18 protein-coding genes are annotated in these 17,622 nt (G+C 61.1%); 4 read left to right on the forward strand and 14 right to left on the reverse strand.

Annotated features, from left to right (window positions below; all coding sequences use genetic code 11):
* Positions 1-31 precede the first annotated feature (31 nt).
* From E1H16_RS03865 to E1H16_RS03895, 7 genes are read right to left on the reverse strand one after another with little or no spacing between them, the layout of a single operon-like run.
* Complete coding sequence (locus E1H16_RS03865; RefSeq protein ID WP_166741609.1) at positions 32-1,036, reverse strand: Ldh family oxidoreductase; 1,005 nt, start codon at positions 1,034-1,036, stop codon at positions 32-34.
* 28 nt (positions 1,037-1,064) lie between these two features.
* Positions 1,065-2,165, reverse strand: a complete 1,101-nt coding sequence (locus E1H16_RS03870; protein ID WP_134322404.1) for an enolase C-terminal domain-like protein — start codon at positions 2,163-2,165, stop codon at positions 1,065-1,067.
* Positions 2,166-2,203: 38 nt separating this feature from the next.
* Positions 2,204-3,100, reverse strand: coding sequence for an ABC transporter ATP-binding protein (locus tag E1H16_RS03875; RefSeq protein WP_341765375.1), 897 nt, complete (start codon positions 3,098-3,100; stop codon positions 2,204-2,206).
* Positions 2,992-3,957, reverse strand: coding sequence for an ABC transporter ATP-binding protein (locus E1H16_RS03880; protein WP_134322406.1), 966 nt, complete (start codon positions 3,955-3,957; stop codon positions 2,992-2,994). The genes E1H16_RS03875 and E1H16_RS03880 overlap by 109 nt, the downstream gene beginning before the upstream one ends.
* Positions 3,958-3,960: 3 nt before the next feature.
* The gene (locus E1H16_RS03885; RefSeq protein WP_208378845.1) at positions 3,961-4,860 is read right to left on the reverse strand and encodes an ABC transporter permease; all 900 of its coding nucleotides are present in this window, start codon (positions 4,858-4,860) and stop codon (positions 3,961-3,963) included.
* Positions 4,853-5,773 carry an ABC transporter permease gene (locus tag E1H16_RS03890; RefSeq protein ID WP_134322407.1) on the reverse strand — a complete coding sequence of 307 codons (921 nt, stop codon included), beginning with the start codon at positions 5,771-5,773 and terminating at the stop codon, positions 4,853-4,855. The genes E1H16_RS03885 and E1H16_RS03890 overlap by 8 nt, the downstream gene beginning before the upstream one ends.
* Positions 5,774-5,782: 9 nt before the next feature.
* On the reverse strand, positions 5,783-7,465 hold the full coding sequence (locus tag E1H16_RS03895; RefSeq protein ID WP_166741610.1) for an ABC transporter substrate-binding protein: 1,683 nt from the start codon (positions 7,463-7,465) through the stop codon (positions 5,783-5,785).
* 603 nt (positions 7,466-8,068) lie between these two features.
* Between E1H16_RS03895 and E1H16_RS03900 the strand changes: the two genes are divergently transcribed.
* On the forward strand, positions 8,069-9,181 hold the full coding sequence (locus E1H16_RS03900; RefSeq protein ID WP_166741611.1) for a mandelate racemase/muconate lactonizing enzyme family protein: 1,113 nt from the start codon (positions 8,069-8,071) through the stop codon (positions 9,179-9,181).
* A gap of 41 nt (positions 9,182-9,222) precedes the next feature.
* Here E1H16_RS03900 and E1H16_RS03905 read toward each other — a convergent pair whose 3' ends face one another.
* Positions 9,223-10,362, reverse strand: a complete 1,140-nt coding sequence (locus tag E1H16_RS03905; RefSeq protein ID WP_134322410.1) for a PucR family transcriptional regulator — start codon at positions 10,360-10,362, stop codon at positions 9,223-9,225.
* Between the two features lie 356 nt (positions 10,363-10,718).
* Here E1H16_RS03905 and E1H16_RS03910 point away from each other — a divergent pair, with 356 nt between their 5' ends.
* The gene (locus E1H16_RS03910) at positions 10,719-12,257 is read left to right on the forward strand and encodes an ABC transporter substrate-binding protein (RefSeq protein ID WP_166741612.1); all 1,539 of its coding nucleotides are present in this window, start codon (positions 10,719-10,721) and stop codon (positions 12,255-12,257) included.
* 69 nt (positions 12,258-12,326) lie between these two features.
* Here the strand turns inward: E1H16_RS03910 and E1H16_RS03915 are convergent, their stop codons facing one another.
* From E1H16_RS03915 to E1H16_RS03940, 6 genes are all read right to left on the reverse strand, one after another.
* Complete coding sequence (locus tag E1H16_RS03915) at positions 12,327-13,181, reverse strand: TrmH family RNA methyltransferase (RefSeq protein ID WP_243837650.1); 855 nt, start codon at positions 13,179-13,181, stop codon at positions 12,327-12,329.
* A gap of 4 nt (positions 13,182-13,185) precedes the next feature.
* The gene (gene rplT, locus E1H16_RS03920; RefSeq protein WP_134322412.1) at positions 13,186-13,563 is read right to left on the reverse strand and encodes a 50S ribosomal protein L20; all 378 of its coding nucleotides are present in this window, start codon (positions 13,561-13,563) and stop codon (positions 13,186-13,188) included.
* A gap of 39 nt (positions 13,564-13,602) precedes the next feature.
* The gene (gene rpmI / locus E1H16_RS03925; RefSeq protein WP_134322413.1) at positions 13,603-13,797 is read right to left on the reverse strand and encodes a 50S ribosomal protein L35; all 195 of its coding nucleotides are present in this window, start codon (positions 13,795-13,797) and stop codon (positions 13,603-13,605) included.
* A 64-nt stretch (positions 13,798-13,861) separates the two neighbouring features.
* On the reverse strand, positions 13,862-14,446 hold the full coding sequence (gene infC, locus E1H16_RS03930; RefSeq protein ID WP_134322414.1) for a translation initiation factor IF-3: 585 nt from the start codon (positions 14,444-14,446) through the stop codon (positions 13,862-13,864).
* Between the two features lie 711 nt (positions 14,447-15,157).
* Positions 15,158-15,589 carry an SseB family protein gene (locus E1H16_RS03935; RefSeq protein ID WP_134322415.1) on the reverse strand — a complete coding sequence of 144 codons (432 nt, stop codon included), beginning with the start codon at positions 15,587-15,589 and terminating at the stop codon, positions 15,158-15,160.
* Positions 15,586-16,080: a PH domain-containing protein gene (locus tag E1H16_RS03940; protein WP_166741613.1), complete on the reverse strand. Its 495-nt coding sequence runs from the start codon at positions 16,078-16,080 to the stop codon at positions 15,586-15,588. Before E1H16_RS03940 ends, E1H16_RS03935 begins: the two co-directional genes overlap by 4 nt.
* 126 nt (positions 16,081-16,206) lie before the next feature.
* Between E1H16_RS03940 and E1H16_RS03945 the strand changes: the two genes are divergently transcribed.
* Both E1H16_RS03945 and E1H16_RS03950 read left to right on the forward strand, forming a co-directional pair.
* Positions 16,207-16,761 carry a uridine kinase family protein gene (locus E1H16_RS03945; RefSeq protein ID WP_134322417.1) on the forward strand — a complete coding sequence of 185 codons (555 nt, stop codon included), beginning with the start codon at positions 16,207-16,209 and terminating at the stop codon, positions 16,759-16,761.
* 167 nt (positions 16,762-16,928) lie between these two features.
* Positions 16,929-17,519: a GNAT family N-acetyltransferase gene (locus E1H16_RS03950; RefSeq protein ID WP_134322418.1), complete on the forward strand. Its 591-nt coding sequence runs from the start codon at positions 16,929-16,931 to the stop codon at positions 17,517-17,519.
* The last annotated feature ends 103 nt before the right edge of the window (positions 17,520-17,622 follow it).

Raw genomic sequence — 17,622 nt, forward strand, 5'->3', positions numbered from 1 at the left:
TCCTCAGATGAAGCCGCCGCCCCTACCGTCGTTAGGCACGAAACGCTGTGGCCATGCGCCCACCAGACGCTTTGTTCAGCAAGTTGAAGACTGCGGGCGATGTTTCAAGCGTTCCTGATTCAAGTGCTCGAGCTCTAGCCGCACTGGCGCGTTCACCCGGCCAACGGCCCCCGGCATCCCGCACGGCGTCGGCAGTGTGGCTGAGGGTCTCGGCCATCTCAGTCGCGGAACGACCGAGGGCCTCAGGCGAAATGATCAAAGCGAACGCCCCTGTGACTGCGCGCCCACTGCCAACTGCCGGTCCGCTTGGCGAGCCAGTAAGCACACCTGCCAGCACATCGACGAGGACCGAAATGCCAAATCCCTTATGGCCGGCAACCGGCTGCTGCGCCACTCCCAGAGCGTGCGCCGGGTCGGTGGTGACAGCGCCATCCGCGGCACGGAACTGCCATGCCGGATCTAGTGGCACGTCCTCCAACTGACTCAGCAAGAGCTGTCCCACCGCACGCGGCGACCACGCCGCATCGAATAGTGGGCCGGCTTGACCCGGCACCGCGAACGCGAGCGGGTTGTTTCCGTGGGTCGCCGCCGTCCCTCCGGGTGGCGCGAGTATCGGCATCGTGTTCTGGCAGACAACAGCTACCTGACCACGCTCGGCGGCGTACTGCGCGTAGTACGCCGCTCGCCCGAAGTCGCGGATATTGCGGATCAAGGCGATACATACGCCGTGTGATCGACTCATCGGAATTGCCCGCGAAATCGCCTCCCAGGTCGGCACGTGACCGAATGCCCCACCACCGTCTACCTCGACCACGGCGGCAGTCACTTCGCTTACGTCAAGCGGAATCCGGACCGGTGGGACGCTGCCGTCGCGAAACGCGTCGAGATACCCAGCTGCGCGGAGCAATCCGTGCGTTCTCACCCCTGAGATCTCCGCTTCGAGCACCGAGTCCGTGATACGTTGCGATTCCTCCGAGGTCACTCCTAGTTCGCAATAACTGGCTTCCAGCGTTGACCGCAATAGCGAGAAATCCACTGCCCTCACCACGTGTCGCACCCGGCGGCTAGCCGAAGCATTTCACCGTGCGGTCGTCAATCGCATCCCAGTCGACTTCATAGCCCAAACCTGGCTTGCTTGGCGCGATCACCATCCCCTCGTCGGTGACTTCGACGGTATCGAGCATGCCGAAGTCCAACGGCCCGATGGGATACGGCATTTCGAACATTTCGGCGTTACGCGATGACAACAGATGATGCAGGTGAGCGGCTTGGACGAGAGTCGACCCGTACGCATGTGGTTCTAATCGACGATTGTGGCTCTCCGCCAATGCACCAACTTTCCGCATCCCAGTGATTCCGCCCATTACGTCGGCGACTACGCGGATCGCGTCCGCAGCCCCACGGGCAAGGATATCCGAGTAGGTCCAGATTCCACGCCATTGCGATTCGCCCATCAGAACCGGGATGTCGAGCGCACGACAGAGTTCAACAAATCCGGCGACGTCATCATCCCGCATCGGGTCTTCGAACCAGTGGAATCCCAGACTCTCGATGGCGCGGCCAACCCGAAGGGCATCTTGATAGTCGTAGGCGCTCGTAGCATCGAGCATTAGTTTGTAGTCGTCACCGACCGCTTCTCGGACTGCCTCGCAGACGAGTATGTCCGCGTCTGGCCTCGCGTCGGCGTGGATCTTCACACCGGTAATGCCGCGACTCTGACACTCCTGCGCGATCTGCACGTACCCGTCAACGTTCGGTTGTGTCTGGGTCGTAGCGTACGCCGGGACCGTGTGCCGATAGCTGCCAAGGAACTTGTAAAGCGGTAGGTCGGCCGCCCTAGCTGCGATATCCCACAACGCAATATCGATGCAGCTCGCCGCCTTCGGGGTGATCGTGTATCGCTGAAATGACATCATCTCCTGCCAAATCCGCTCACGGTCGTACACGTCGGCGCCGACCACCAACGGAGCAAAGAAGTGCATCGCGGTCTCAGCGATCTCGGTTGGCGCGGAGGGCACCCACGACGTCGACACGCCTGTAATTCCGTCCTCGGTCTCAATCTCGAAGACCGTCATGGTGTTCTGCACCGGCGGAATGTCATCGCGCCACCGGAACTCGAAATCGGGCGGGTTCACGACCCGGGCTTTCAACGACGTGATCTTCATGTGCGCTCTCCTGACCTTAAGCAATAAACGAATTCTGGTTACAGATGCTCGAGTTCTGATGCTGCGATCAACGCCTTCGTGTAGTCATGTTTCGGTTTCTCCCACACATCCGCGGCGACACCGGACTCGACGAGCTCCCCCTTGTACAGGACCGCGACATCGTGGCTGAGGTGGCGGACCAGATGCATGTCGTGCGCGACGAATAGGTACGCGATGTTCAGCGTCCTTTGAAGGTCAAGAAGTAGATTGACAACCTGAGCACTGACTGACACATCGAGTGCGGACATTGGTTCGTCTAACACAATCAGCTCGGGGCTTTGAGAGAGCGCGCGGGCGATCGCGACCCGTTGGCGTTGTCCACCGGAAAGTTGATGCGGGTAACGGTCTCGGTAGTCAGCCTGAAGCCCGACGAGTTCCAGAAGTTCTGCGGCACGGGCTCGACGCTGGCTCTTATCGGCCTTCCCGTCGATCGCGTCCTGTTCAGTGACAATCGCCCACAGCCGCATCCTCGGACTCAACGAGCTATACGGATTCTGGAAGACAGCCGACAGAGATCGGACGTACCGACGACGACCCGCCTTGTCTAATTCCGCCAAATCGGTACCGCGATAGCGAATCTCGCCCTCGGTGGGACTGTCCAAACCTAGTAGCAATCGACTTAGCGTGGTCTTACCGCTCCCAGATTCGCCGACCAAGCCCAGGGTCCGCCCAGGATGCAATTGAACGTCGACATTGTTGAGCGCAACGACGGGCGGTTTACCGCGCGACCGAAAGACACGCGATACCGCGACCGATTCAAGTACAGGTCTGGCTACTGCATTGGTGGTCACGCGTCCTCGATTCCTGTCAGCGGCTTCCAGCAGCGAGCCGTCGATCCTCCCGTGTCGCGTGGTTCCGGCATTTGCGTGCGGCATCGGGCATCGGCCAGCGGGCATCTCGGAGCGAAGGCGCACCCCTGAGCGATCTGCCCAGGTGATGGCGGTTGCCCCGGGATTGACTTGAGCGGACTCAGCGGCTGCGCTCCGGCGCCGGTCGAGTCGAGCAATGCCCGGGTGTACGGATGCGCGGGAGCGGCCATCACATCGCGGGTGACACCCGTTTCAACGACTTGACCGGCGTACATCACAGCCACTCGCTCACACAGCAACCGCGCAACACGCAGATCGTGCGTGATGAACAGGGTTGTGAGGTTCAGTTCGCTGCGCAACCGATTGATAATTCGTAATGTTGCTAGTTGCGTCGTGACGTCTAGCGCTGTCGTTGGCTCGTCGGCAATGAGCAACTCAGGGTCCTTTGCTAACGCTATGGCCATCGCCACCCGCTGCCGCATGCCACCGCTGAACTCATGCGGATAATTACGCAGGCGTTCGACCGCCGGGGAGACACCGAGGTCCTCCAGGAGTTGAACGATCTGATCGTCGACGGCGCGCCTGCTCATATCACCTGACATCGCCTCCGCGATCTGGGTTCGAACAGTGAACAGTGGGTCGAGCGCCGTAGTCGGGTCCTGCGGTATATATCCGATCTTGCGATGAAGCACATCGCGCATCTCATCTATGGTCAGGTCACGTAACTCGACGCCCGAGAGTTTGATCGATCCCCCGGTAATTTCGCCGATTGGCGCCTCAATCATCCGCATCACCGCGAGCGCCAGAGTGCTCTTGCCACTTCCGGACTCACCCACAACTGCCAGTGCCGATCCAGTCTCGATCGTGATGTCGATGCCTCTAATCACCGGAAGCCTCGATGAACCCGGTGTATAGACAGCCTCCAGATCTGTAACTTGCAACATTGACTACCGCCTCCGAGTCGGGTCGAGATGCGTGCGGAGCCAGTCGCCGAACAGGTTCGCGGCCAGCACAGTGAGGCTCAGGCAAACGCCTGGCAGAACGGGCAACCACCACGCAACGGTGAGGAAGTTCTTGCCGTCCGACAACATGTTTCCCCACGAGGACGCAGGCGGCGGAACGCCGATGCCCAGGAAGCTCAGCGAGCCCTCCGCGATCACGGCAACTCCGACCTGGAGGGTGGCAAGAACCAGCAAACTACCAACGATATTCGGAAAGATGTGGCGCGTGATTGTCCAGCGACCTTGAGCGCCCATGACTCGTGCCATCGTCACGAAATCCTGCGTTCGTAGCCGCAGTACCTCGCTGCGCAGCACTCGGGCGTACTGCGGCCAGCCCGCGAGAACCAAAACGATGATCACATTCAGTAGGCTCGGGCCGAAGATGCCGACAATGATTACCGCTAGCAACAGCAGTGGAAATGCCATCGAGGCGTCGGCGATGCGCATCAGCACGCCGTCGAGGCGGCCACCAAAATAGCCTGCCACCAACGCCACCATCACCCCGATCACGCCGGCCAGCAGCACGACGGCGAGCGCAACGAGAAATGAAACTTGAGCGCCGGACAACAAGCGGCTAAGCACATCACGGCCAAGTTGATCGGTGCCGAGAGGATAGCTCCAACTCCCACCGGAAAATACCGGCGGCCGCAAGGAAGCGGCAAGGTTGACCTCGTCCGGAGGATGCGGCGCAAGCAGCGGCCCGGCGATACCTGTAAAGACGAATATCGCAAGAACCCCGCCGGAAAATATTGGCCAACGATTTCTGCCCGAACTTCTTTCGGACATCCCTTCGAGCGGGGGCACCGTTTCGACTCCGGCGCTGACTTTTTCAAGTCGGTCAGTCACGTCCCCTCCTAATGCGTGGATCCAGAACGCCGTACGAGATATCAATCAGGAACAGCAGAACAATGAACACGACTGTATTCACGATAACCACGCCTTGAATGAGCGTGTAGTCACGGTTATTTATCGCTTGGATTGCTAACTGCCCCATCCCGGGCCACGCAAATAGTGTCTCAATAACAATAGTGCCCGAAATGAGGTTCCCAAGCTGTATTCCGGACAGGGTCACTACCGGCAACGACGCGTTGCGTAAAGTGTGCCATGCCAGCCTCGCTCTACCCACACCTTTCGCTCGAAGAAAAAGCGTCTGGTCTTTACCGATTACCTCCAATACGGCCGATCTCGTCAGGCGCGTAACCGATGCGAGGGGGAACGCGCCTAATGCGATCGCAGGCAAAATGATGCTGAGAAATCCGCTCTGCCCTGAGGCCGGGAGGATCGGAATGTTCACGGCAAACATGAACACCAGCAGAATCCCCAACCAGAACGACGGAACCGACTGTCCAATCAGAGCCAGGAACCGCACGGCCGCATCGATCCATCCCCCTGACTTCGTGCCAGCAAGGAGACCGAGTGGAACGCCGACGACCACCGCGAACACGAAGGCCACTCCGGCCAGCACGAGCGTATCGGGCAACGCCGCGCCCACGAGCTCGCTTACCGGCGAACCGAAACTCAGCGAGTCGCCTAGGTTTCCCGTAAACAAATCACCCAAATACGCGAAGTACTGCACGACGATAGGTCGGTCTAGCCCGAGTTTTACCTGGATCGCCTTGATCGCCTCGGCAGAGGCGTCTGGCGGCGCAATCAAAGTGGCGTAATCACCGCTCAACCTCGCTAACGCAAACACCACCGTTAATACGACGAGTAAGGCGACTATTCCTTGAATTAGTCTACCTAGCGCAAAACGCAGCATCGAATGCCTCTACTTGGCGTTGATGTACCAGAACGGGCCTGCGTACGGGTTGCCCTTGAGCGTGGTCCACTGTGCGACATTCGGTCCGACGGCGTGGACAGTGTCGACGTTCACCATCGGCAGCCCATAATGTTGGGCGTCAACTGTCTCGCGTATTTCGGTGGCTATCGGCAGAATCTTGTCGGGATCGACCTGCTGATTCAGCTCGGCGAATACCTTGTCGAGCTCAGGATCGGACACGGTGCTGTACGCTCCATCAGATTCAAACCACGTCCAGTATTGAGCCGGATCTGTATACAGCAACGAAGGTGCTCCGAGAACGATAGCGCCATCGTACGAATGGCTTCGTACTGCCGGCAGATAAGTCGCTGCGTCCAGCACATTGATGTTGACCTTGATTCCGATTTGCTCCCAGTAGCCCGCGACGGCCTCAACAAGTTTCTGTACGTCAGGCACCACTGTGGTCTGCGAGTACGTCGTGAAGTCGATCTCGAACCCGTCCGGGTAGCCGGCCTCTTCAAGGAGTTTCTTGGCCTGTTCGGGATCGTACGGAACTGGTTCCGCGTCCGGGTCGTATCCCGGAGCAACGCTCGCAAACAGACTATTCGGTACGTGCCCCATGCCTGCGTACAGCGAGTTCGCAATACTTTCACGATCCACTGCCATCAGCATCGCTTCGCGGACCTTCTGGTCGGTCGCCGGCGCCCCGTTGTCCTTCCATAGGTCAGGGAGGTAGACGCTCGCGATCGCGGAGTCCGGTACGTTCACCAGTTTCACGTCGGCCGAGCCTTGCAATTGCGCCACGCTCGCCGGGCTCAACCCCATCGCCATATCGATCTGCCCGGACTGCAACGAACTCACTCGCGTTGACTCGTCCGGAATGATCTTGAGAACCAACGTTTCGAAGTTCGCGATCCGAGATTCATCGTAGTAGTCGTCGAAACGCTTCAGCGTCATCGAGTCATTCAATATCTGCGAGTCGAACATCCACGGACCCGCTGCCATGGGCTGTTTGCGGAACTCCGCTTCGCCTACTTCCTCGTAGTAGTCGGTCGCTATGGGGACAGGCGCGGCTATGCCTAGGCTCGCGTACGGCGTCTTTGAGGTGATCTCGACATGCAGATCATCAAGAACCTTCACGCTTTCTACCTGGGCCACCCAAGCTGCGTATCCCACGAACGCCGGATCGTCGGCATACTCCAACACCCGATTCACCGAGGTCTCGACGTCCTTCGCCGTGAAGTCCGAACCGTCGTGCATTTTGACGCCCGAGCGGAGGGTAAATGTCCAGGTCAAGCCGTCCTCGCTGGTTTCCCAACTCTCCGCAAGCCCTGGGCCGAAGGTGTTGTCGGTGTTGCGGAAGATGAGCGGGTCGCCGACCGACTGCATGATTGGATAGGAGTTGCCGCCAATATTTGCGATCACTGGATCCGCGTACTGCTCTTGCAGTGTCGACACGCCAGCGGTGATCGTCTGGTTGGTCGCGACCTCGGGGTAATCGGAGGATTCGATGTTTGCCTCGCCGCCGATTGCCGTACCTTCGTCATCGCCTTCGCCGCCACCGCATGCGGTCAGGAGCGAAACCACGAGCGCCAGAAGCACGATCGGCGCACCCCATTGCCTGAAGCGCTTGCGGTGCCTGTGGCCGCCGGGCTCCCCGGCCGCGCGAACATCGGAAAATCGAAGATTCATGATCCGCCTCCTCAGCGTTTGATCCAGAAACCGGTGTGACCGACCATTGAGATCCCTGCTGGGCGGCTCAGAACGACGCCTCATGTCACAACCAAGGTAGTTACCAACCGCGGGAATTACGACCGTATTCGCGTTAAGCGGTAGATCCTCTCTCGTCTCAGCGCGTCCTTAATTCCCGTAATTCGCCGCGCTTCGATCTACTACGCGAATTCTTCTGTCTGCGCGCGACGCCGACGCAATTGCATTTCGATTTCCTTGGGGGACAAGTTAAATAACCCAAGGACTCACGCGCCGAACTGACAGCGCGCCAGAGTATTCAGTACTCAATTCGAAGCAATTACCAGGTGCCCACCGTAGCAAGAAAACCCGGCGTGACGGAAGTAACTTTCGTGACCTCAACAAGAAGCTTCGTGATGTCAACAGTCCACCTTGACACTCCGATTGTCCCTGCCCATAGTTGGCCGCATTGGGAATGTAGGTTGGCCGGCAAACTCCGCCACCCTGCCAACCACGATCGCGAATCGGGGTGAATTTCTCACCTTTGGCATGCCCGGATTACTGGATAACCCGCGATCGCAACTGCCTCCTGGAAAGGAACTCACAATGAAGATAGTCGACGTGCGCGCCACGCTTCTCAAGCCGACGGAACAGGTGTTCAAGTACACCGATGACTGGCCGGGCCGGCGAGTCGCATCCATCCTCTTCCGTGTCATCGGCGAGGACGGCAATGAAGGACACTGCACCACCTGGTTAGCGGCTCCTGGGCAGACTGAAGACCTAATGCCGCGCATCCGCGAGGCAATCATCGACCGCGATGTCCATGACGTCGAGGCAATCAACTATCAGCTCACTGACCGGCTTCGCGCACCGAACGCAGTTCAGTCCGCGATCGACATCGCGATCTGGGATCTGATCGGCAAGCATCACGGGCAGCCGATCTACAAACTCCTTGGCGCTGCCCGTCACGAACTACGCGCGTACGCGAGCACCGTGTGGTACCCGACCATTCAGGAGTACATCGACTTGGCCTTTGAGTGCCGCAACGAAGGATTCAATGCATACAAGATGCACCCGTTCGGTGTACCCGACAAGGACATCGCACTGTCCCGCGCTGTTCGCGAAGCAGTCGGCGACACTATGGACCTCATGCTCGACCCAGTGAATGCTTACGATCGGCTAGGAGCGATCAAGGTTGGCCGTGTCCTCGAGGAGCTGGACTTCTATTGGTATGAGGCGCCGATCGCCGACGCTGACATCCAAGGTCTCACCGACCTCACCCGAAAATTGGATCTCCCCATCACGGCGGTGGAAAGCATCAATAACGGTCTGCTGCATTACCCGCCGTACCTCGTCAACCATGCCGTCGATTCGGTCCGGTCGGTCGGCGACTGGATGGGTGGCATCACCGCAATGCGCAAGGCTGCAGCTCTGTGCGAAGCCTTCGGGGTCAAGTACGAGCCCCACAGCTACGGGACCACTTTGATCCAAGCCGCACACTTTCACGTCATGCTCGCCATCAACAACTGCGATCTTGTCGAGCTACCTGTTCCGACAGGCATCCTCGACCAGGGGATGAAGAACGCCCTGCGCGTTGAAGAGAATGGCAATGTCCCGGCGCCGACGTTGCCGGGGCTCGGCTACGAGATCGATGAGGACGAGATCGACAGGTTGACTGACCGCGAACTCAGCACTACTGGCTCGGATTCATTCGGTTAGATTTCTGGGGCAGACTGGTGAGGTTTGCGCTCAAACAAACCTCACCAGTCGGTGAGTACGGCGAGCGTGGCGAACAGTCCACCGGGAGTAAATACGTCCCACCCCGTCAATTCCTTCCATCGATCGATGCGATAGCGAGCGGTATTAGGGTGCACGTGCACGGCCCGGGCCGCTGCCGAGATTGAAAATCCGTTGTTGGCGAATGCCACCATGCAATCAGCGATATATGGGTGACGCTCCGCAGCTTCCCATCCCGGTCGCAATAATTCCTTCAGCCCCTCCTCATCGGAATGCAGCAAAACCAACAACCAGTCCCGCTCATAATTTCGCGGATCCTCACGTCGCGGCAATTCAAGGAGCTGCTGGCCGTCTCTATAACTTCTTCGTAATCCCAAAATTCCGCGCCGAGCGAGGCCAATACCAATAGGGCTACCAAATCCGACTTTGGCCAGTATCCGAAGGCCCTCCTCTGCCGTCATTTGTTGTGTGATTATTACCGAATTACGGTTGAATCCCGCAGCGTGCACCGGCTTGGATGTGGCGCCCTTGAGCGATTTCTCTACGCGATCGATAACCTCAGAGGTTAGCGGCCGCGACACAAAAGCACGGAATGGCTCATCGAGGTCGTAGCCGAGACCGACCAAGACGCCTTCAACATCCTGCTGGACGCCCGCGTCAGCGAGCTCTTCCATGACGATTTTCCGCATGGCATCCGCTCGGCTAAGCGTCGCGCTTCGGCTTGCCGCTACGTACTCGTCCGAGAACGCCGCGCTGATGAGATGCGTCCATTGCCACATGTCCTCCACGCGCGAGGCCAACTTTGATTCCAGTGCCGGGTCACGCTGACGTGCCCGTGTAAGCACCTCGCGCCACAACTCACGAAACATGACGTGGAATCCCTCGATAGAGTCTGCCAGCGGGATCCCGTGCCGGACCCGCTCTCGAGCGACCCGGCGCATATACTCCAGCGCCTTTTCACTCGGTGCCCGCCCATCGATCAGAGCCCGCAACTGTCCAGTCAAACCTGACAGATTGTCCCGATATTGCACCTCGTACGGAAAACTCTCGTAGATCGGTGCAGCCTTTCGAATCGCGTCGACAACTCGTTTGGAAACCTCATCGACGTCGCTAAGCACCTCTCGATACAACTGCTCCAGATCCGTATCGTGCGTATCCACCATGTGCGCCTCCGGTCCTCGGTTACCTTCTGACGCCGCCGGACATTGTGCCGATCACGGCGCCGCCACGTAGATCGCGTCGATCCCGAGGGCGAGCCGCTGAGGGAGTTCACCAGACCCCTCCGCCGCCATCGTCCGCAAGTTTGCTGTACACGCGCTGATATGGCGAGGACGCACGGGGTAAAGGCGGCGGTTCGACGACGCGCAATCCGCGTGTTGACAGCTCATCCGGGTCTCAAGTTTGTAACGAACGCCCACTATGTGCGAGAGTTCCGGCGAGAGTACATGTAACCCCACTCACAGGAGGCACTTGCATGTCACGTTGGGCACACAGGCGGTTCGGTCTTGGCGCAATAGCCATGGCAGCGGTGGTAGCGCTCGCGGGGTGCGGTGACGCACCCTCAAGCAGCACGGAGCCGGACACGAACGAGTATCCGAGCGAGATCGCGTTGGCGGACGATTTCAACGAAGACGCGACGTTCTCGTTCGGCTATACGGCGTTTCCGCCCAGTTGGGATCCGACCAAGAGCACGAGCGCGGCCGACCGAATCTTCTACATTCCGGTGTACGACGGCCTGTTCATCGAAGGTATCGACGGCCCGGAGCCCGGCTTGGTAACTGACTACGTTCCCAATGACGACGGCACCTCCGTCACCATGCACTTGCGTGAAGGGCTGACCTTCTCGGACGGCACACCGTGGGATGCCGAGGCGGCCAAATTCAACCTCGATCGCAACCGTGCTGAGGGAAGCCGCATTGCTGGCGAACTGTCGATGGTCACCGATGTCGAGGCCGTCGACGACCTGACCTTAAAGGTCGACACGGACGGCAGCATCGGCGCACTGCAGGTGTCGCTGTCGACCCGCGGTGGCATGGTGGTCTCGCCCAAGGCCGTCGAGTCCGGGGTGATCGATGACGAACCGGTCGGCATTGGCCCGTACGTGACAACCGCTATTTCGCCCGGGATCGAAGCGACGTACGAGCGGACCCCCGACTACTGGGACCCCACCGCGCAGAACGTCGCGAAGCGGGTACACAAGTTCATCGCCGACGATCAGGCCCGTTACAACGCCCTCGTCTCCGGCGAGCTCGACGGCGCTCAGGTCAACCCGGATCAGGTGAACACCGTCCAGGAAGCCGGACTGTTGCCGGTACTCAAACCCAGCTCGCTGTTCCTGGTCATGGGCATGAACTCCGCAAAGCCGCCGTTCGACAACGTCGAGGTGCGCAAGGCTCTCAACATGGCGATCGACCGCGAGGGCATCTCCCAGGGGCTCTACGACGGATTGTGCACCCCGCAGGCGACCCCGTTCCCCAAAGATGGGGTTGCGTACAACGAGGAAATTGGCGATGGGCTCGACGTATACCCGTACGACCCGGAAAAGGCCAAGGAAATCCTTGAGGCCGAAGGCGTCACGGATTTGAAGATCGACACCCTCACGCCTAACGTCACGATCTACACCAAGTTCGCTGAGGTCGTGCAGGACAATCTCGCTGACGTCGGGATCACCGTCAACGTGCGCCCGATGCCCAGCGAGCAGTTGGTCCAGGAGTTCTTGATCGACAAGACCGCCCCGACCACCAGTTCAGTCACCACAGGCATCACCGACCCGCACATGCTGTGGGGGTCGTTCCTCGCGCCGAACGCTCCCCAGAATCCGGGCGGCGTGTACGACGAGGAGATGCAGAAGTACGCGATGGAAGGTGCCGCGTCGCTGGATCCCGCAGAGCGCAACGAGGGCTACTCGAAGATGGTCGAGCGCTGGATGGAATGGCCGCCGGCAATGGTTCCGGTGTGCATGATCCACCTCGCAGCCGCCTTCGGTGACGATATTTCTGGCGTCGCACAGCATACGAGCGGCCTGCCGAACATGCGTCACGTAGCGAAATCGGACTGACGCCTGAGCAGATAAAGAACTGTGGTGGACGGCATCGCCGTCCACCACAGTTTCTTCGTTAGCCGTCGTTCAGCGCTGGGCGCGCGCGGAGGCGAAAAGACAGACAGCCGCAGCCGTCGAAAGGTTGAGCGACTCGGCTAGCCCGCGAATCGGAATCCGGACCCGAATGTCGGCGAGCGCGGCGATCTCCTCGCGAAGCCCCGCCGCCTCATTGCCGAACAGCCAGGCCGTCGGCCGCGCTAGCGCACCATCGTCGACTAGATCGTCCAGGCTAATAAGCGCCTCGCCCTCGGTAGCCACGATCTGCAGCCCCGCGCTACGAAGCGCTTCGATCCCGGCCGCCGGATCGCTCTGGTGGGCAACGGGCAAATGGAATACAGACCCGGCGCTGGCGCGGACCACCTTCGGGTTATGTACATCAACGCTATCGCCGAGTACGACGACGCCGCCCGCCCCGGACGCGTCGGCGCAGCGAATGATGGTGCCGAGGTTGCCGGGATCGCGCACCTCAATCGGAACGGCAACCAGCTGCGGAGCGCCAGCGGTGACCTGCGGCAGCGTGGCATCCAGCAGCGCACATCGCGCGACGATTCCCTGCGGCGTCACGGCGTCGCTCAGCGAGCGCATCGCCGGCGAGTCGGCGTATCGCACCGGAATTGACGCCTGGTGGGCCAGCGCCAAGAGTTCGGCGTGGCGATCGGTCAGTTCGGCGTCGACGAACAATTCATCGACATGCACGCCGACCGAATGCTGCACGTCGTCGTGAAAACGCAGCGCCTCGCGGACAGCCTGTGGACCGTCGGCCAGGAACGCGGCCGCGTTGCGGCGTCCGGCTCGTCGCAGAAGTTTGCGGGAAGCAGCAACCCGGGCAGATCGCTGCGTGGCGATCGACCCGGGTTGCTGGTTCGCGTTGTGTTGCGGCACCTACTTAGGCGGCCGGCTTGGCCTGCGCAGGAACGTTGGCCTTGGCGACCTCGACGAGCGCGGCGAATGCGGCTTCATCGGTAGCTGCCAGGTCGGCCAGGATCTTGCGGTCAACCTCTACCCCAGCGGCGCGCAGGCCCTGGATGAAGCGGTTGTAGGTCATTCCGTTGGCGCGGGCGCCAGCGTTGATGCGCTGGATCCACAGCTGACGGAAGTCGCCCTTCTTCGCCTTGCGGTCGCGGTAGGAGTAGGTCGCCGAGTGCAGCACCTGCTCCTTGGCCTTGCGGTACAGGCGCGAGCGCTGGCCGCGGTATCCGCTGGCCTGCTCGAGAATTGCGCGGCGCTTCTTGTGGGCGTTAACAGCCCTCTTTACACGTGCCATGAGTTCTTCAGTCCTTCAGATAAGTACGAGTGTCGAGGGCTACTTGCCCAGCAGCTTCTTCATGCGCTTGGTGTCGGCCGGGCTGAGCACCTCGATGCCGTCAAGACGACGCTTGCGGCGCGAGGTCTTGTACTCGAACTTGTGCTGGCGGTTGGAACGCTCGCGAACGAGCTTGCCTGAACCGGTCACGCGTACGCGCTTGGCGGTGCCCTTGTGGGTCTTCTGCTTTGGCATCTGGGGTCGATTTCCTTAATCGGTTGCGTGCCGGGCCGAGTCAATACGGCCGGCGAGAACGCCGTTACTGCCCGCGGGCAGCACCGTCGTTGGTCTTCGTGTCCGGCTGCGCCTTGACCGGGTGCTTGCGGGTCGCATTGCTGCGATGCGGCGCGACCACCATGATCATGTTTCGTCCATCGAGCTTCGGCGCGGACTCGACGAAGCCAAGCTCCTCGATGTCATCCGCCAACTTCTGCAGCAAGCGGAAACCGAGCTCGGGGCGCGACTGCTCGCGTCCACGGAACATGATGGTGATCTTGACCTTGTCGCCTGCCTTCAGGAAGCGAACGACGTGGCCCTTTTTGGTGTCGTAATCGTGCTGATCGATCTTCGGGCGGAGTTTCATCTCCTTGATGACCGTCAGTGACTGGTTACGGCGCGCCTCACGTGCTTTCTGCGCGGCCTCATACTTGAACTTGCCGTAGTCCATGAGCTTCGCCACCGGCGGGCGGCTGTCGGGGGCAACCTCGACTAGGTCGAGATCGGCCTCCTGCGCTAGGCGCAACGCGTCTTCAATCTTGACAATGCCGACCTGCTCGCCTTCGGGGCCAACAAGCCGCACCTCTGGGACGCGGATGCGCTCGTTAATACGTGGCTCGACGCTGATGGGTCCTCCTCAGTAGCTGATCACTGTCGCAACTTTGCAGGAGGAAATCACTTCCGAGGCGTCCGATGCGGACGACGTTGGCCAATGCCAACTTCAGATGTACCCATTGATGCGGGCACATCGACCTCGTGACCCAAGGCGTGAAGGTGGTGAACCTACGAACGCTCAGGTGGGAGTGAACTCCACTTGCTGGGCGGCAGAACGGTCTACCGCTTGGTCGCAGTGAATAAGAATACACGCATCCGCCTGTTCCGCCCAGCGCAGTGGCGGGCGGTCCGGGTCACATCGCAGTCGTTGAGATCAAATCTCGGATTGACGCGACTCGCGTGCGGCGCCCAACTTCGGCGTTCGGCGTGTGCTTCAGCGTCGGCGTTAGGTCTGCGTTGGGCGTTCAGCGTGAGCTTGGGTGTCCGGCGTGGGCTTTGGGCGTTCAGCGCGGACTTTGGGTGTCCGGCGTGGGCTTGGGTGTCCGGCGTGGGCTTGGGTGTCCGGCGTGGGCTTGGGTGTCCGGCGTGGGCTTGGGTGTCCGGCGTGGGCTTGGGTGTCCGGCGTGGGCTTGGGTGTCCGGCGTGGGCTTGGGTGTCCGGCGTGGGCTTCGGGGCTCAGCGCGGGGAAAGTTCCCCGCTCTCACGGGCCAACGCCGAGTGGAGCACTACAGCCCGCACCGAAGACGATGAGTTGGCGGGGCTAGGCATGAGGACCGCGCGGCGACTAGCCCAGAATGGTGTCGATCGGCAGCGTCGCGGTGATCGGGCCGTCGATATCGAGTACGCACATCGTGTGTCCGTCGTCCTTCGCCATAGCCGCGAGCACCGAACCCACGTGCGGTAACGGCCGCGCATCGGGGCGCCACGCCACCAACGCCTCAATTCCGGTGAAAGCCGCCACCGCGGTCATACCGTCCTCGCGCCGCAGGGCGATCATGCCGAGCTTGTCCGCCTCCGGCGCGACCGCCGGCACATACAAGCGCGCCACGCGGAACGCGTCGATCACTCGCTGCTGATGAGCACTCGTATCGCCCGACGCGGTCGCCCACGCATACAACGCCTCGCTCAGATCGCGGTCGGGTAACCCGTCATCCGCGCTTTGGGTGAGGCTATGCGGCAGGGAACGCTCCCCCTCGGCTCCGAGCGGTCCTGTCACGACTGGTCGCCGTCGAGCCCGAGCGCCGCCGCGTGCAACTCACGCAGGCGGTGCATGCCGTCAACGGCACTCTGACCGTCGGCAACCTGCAACCCGAGCATCGACAGCTGATCGTCGTCCTGCAGATCCAGCAGTCCCCAGGCTGACCCTTGGGAAACGCCGACATCGCGGACGACCTCCCACGGCAGCGTCGTGGTCTGAAAGACATTGCGGACGGTGATGTGAGTGCTGTTGGCCCACACCCGCGGGCGGGTGAACATCAGGCACCCGGCAGCCAGGATGACGCCGACGCCACCGATCCCGATCTGATCACCCAGCGTGAAGATCGTGCCCGCTTCGGAGCGCTTGAGCATGACGCCCATGATGATGAATACCAGCGCGATCACGACAGCCGCGATCACCGACCAGATGATCAACTTGCGCGGCCGCGCGATCAACTTCATCGGCTCCTGGCCAGTGCCAGCGGGAATCTTCGACTTGGAGATGCTCACAACACCATTGTCTCTCATAGCCGAGCAAAAGGTGCAGCCCCGTAGGTCCCGCATAGCCGGACACGAGGTGCCGTCGCGTAGCTCCCCTTCACGACCGCACCGATAACGCAGCCATACGATCAGCCGATGAGCAGCTACGACCTCGCGGCGATTGCGTCCCAGATCTCGTCGCGTCGCCACCCGTGCACACCATTGGTCGTTGCGCTGGACGGACCGTCGGGATCTGGCAAGTCGCGGCTCGCAAAGCGCGTGGCTCGCGCGCTCGGCCCGCACACTCTGGTGCGGATGGATCACGTGGTGACGAGTTGGGACGGTCTCGCCGAGTCCGTCGAGACGATGCGCCCCATCCTCGCGCGATTGCGAGCGGGCCAGGACGTTCAGTACCGCGTCTGGGACTGGTCTCGTAACCAGTGGGGTGCGCCGCTGGATCGGGCCGCTACCGCGACCATCGTCGTCGAAGGGTGCGGGTGCGGTGCACTGGCCCTAGCTGACTTGGTCGATTTCCTCGTCTTCGTCGATGCCCCAACGGCGGTTCGGCACGAGCGCGCGATGACCCGCGACGGTGCGACGTACGAGCCGCACTGGCAGCGGTGGGCTGACCAAGAGACTGACCATTTCGCGGCGAACGACACCCGAGCCCGCGCCGACCTCCTGCTTGACGGCCGCATCCCAGTCCGCTGACCGACGATGCCCACCCGACCGCGGGGCGCCGAGACATCACGGTGGAGTCACCGTCGGGTATTGCGGGATGCCTAGGCGGCCGCGTGGCACCGAGGCAGCTGCACGTTCCCGTCCCGCTCGAACGACGCTATCTACCCGACCGCGGGGCGCCGACGTAGTCTTCGCGGATGGATTACCTCGAAGTCCCCGTGCTCGAGAACGATGTCGTACGCCTTGAGCCCCTCAGCGCAGCACACCACGACGACCTCGTCGCGGCCGTCCAGGTCGACGACCTATGGAAGACCTGGTACACCACGATTCCCGCCCCGCAGCAGATGGCGGCGGAGATCAGCACGCGCCTCGAGCGGCATGCATCCGGCGACACGGTTCCGTGGGCGATCATCGATACGCGTACGGCGAAAGCCGTCGGGATGACCACCTACTTGCATCTCGACCCCGCGAACCGCCGGTTGGAGATCGGGTCAACTTGGATCGGCAAGTCAGCTCACGGCACACCTATCAATCCCGCCGCGAAGCTGCTGCTTCTTTCGCGCGCGTTCGAGGACCTCGATTGCATCGCGGTCGAGTTCCGAACGCACTGGCACAACCGGCAGTCGCGCGCGGCGATCGCGAAGCTGGGCGCCAAACAGGACGGCGTCCTGCGCAATCACATGGTGCTCGAGAACGGCACGGTCCGCGACACCGTCGTGTTCTCGATCATCGACGCCGAGTGGCCGACTGTGAAGTGCTCACTGACCGAACGCTTGGCGATCCGCTGAGCGACCGAGCGCGACGCGCTTGGTGGGCATCGACCTCCGCCGACGACACCGCGCGTCAACTCGTCGCTACTCCAACCAATCAGCGATCCCCCGTAGCCTGGCC

Source organism: Cumulibacter soli, from assembly GCF_004382795.1.
Lineage (GTDB): Bacteria > Actinomycetota > Actinomycetes > Mycobacteriales > Antricoccaceae > Cumulibacter > Cumulibacter soli.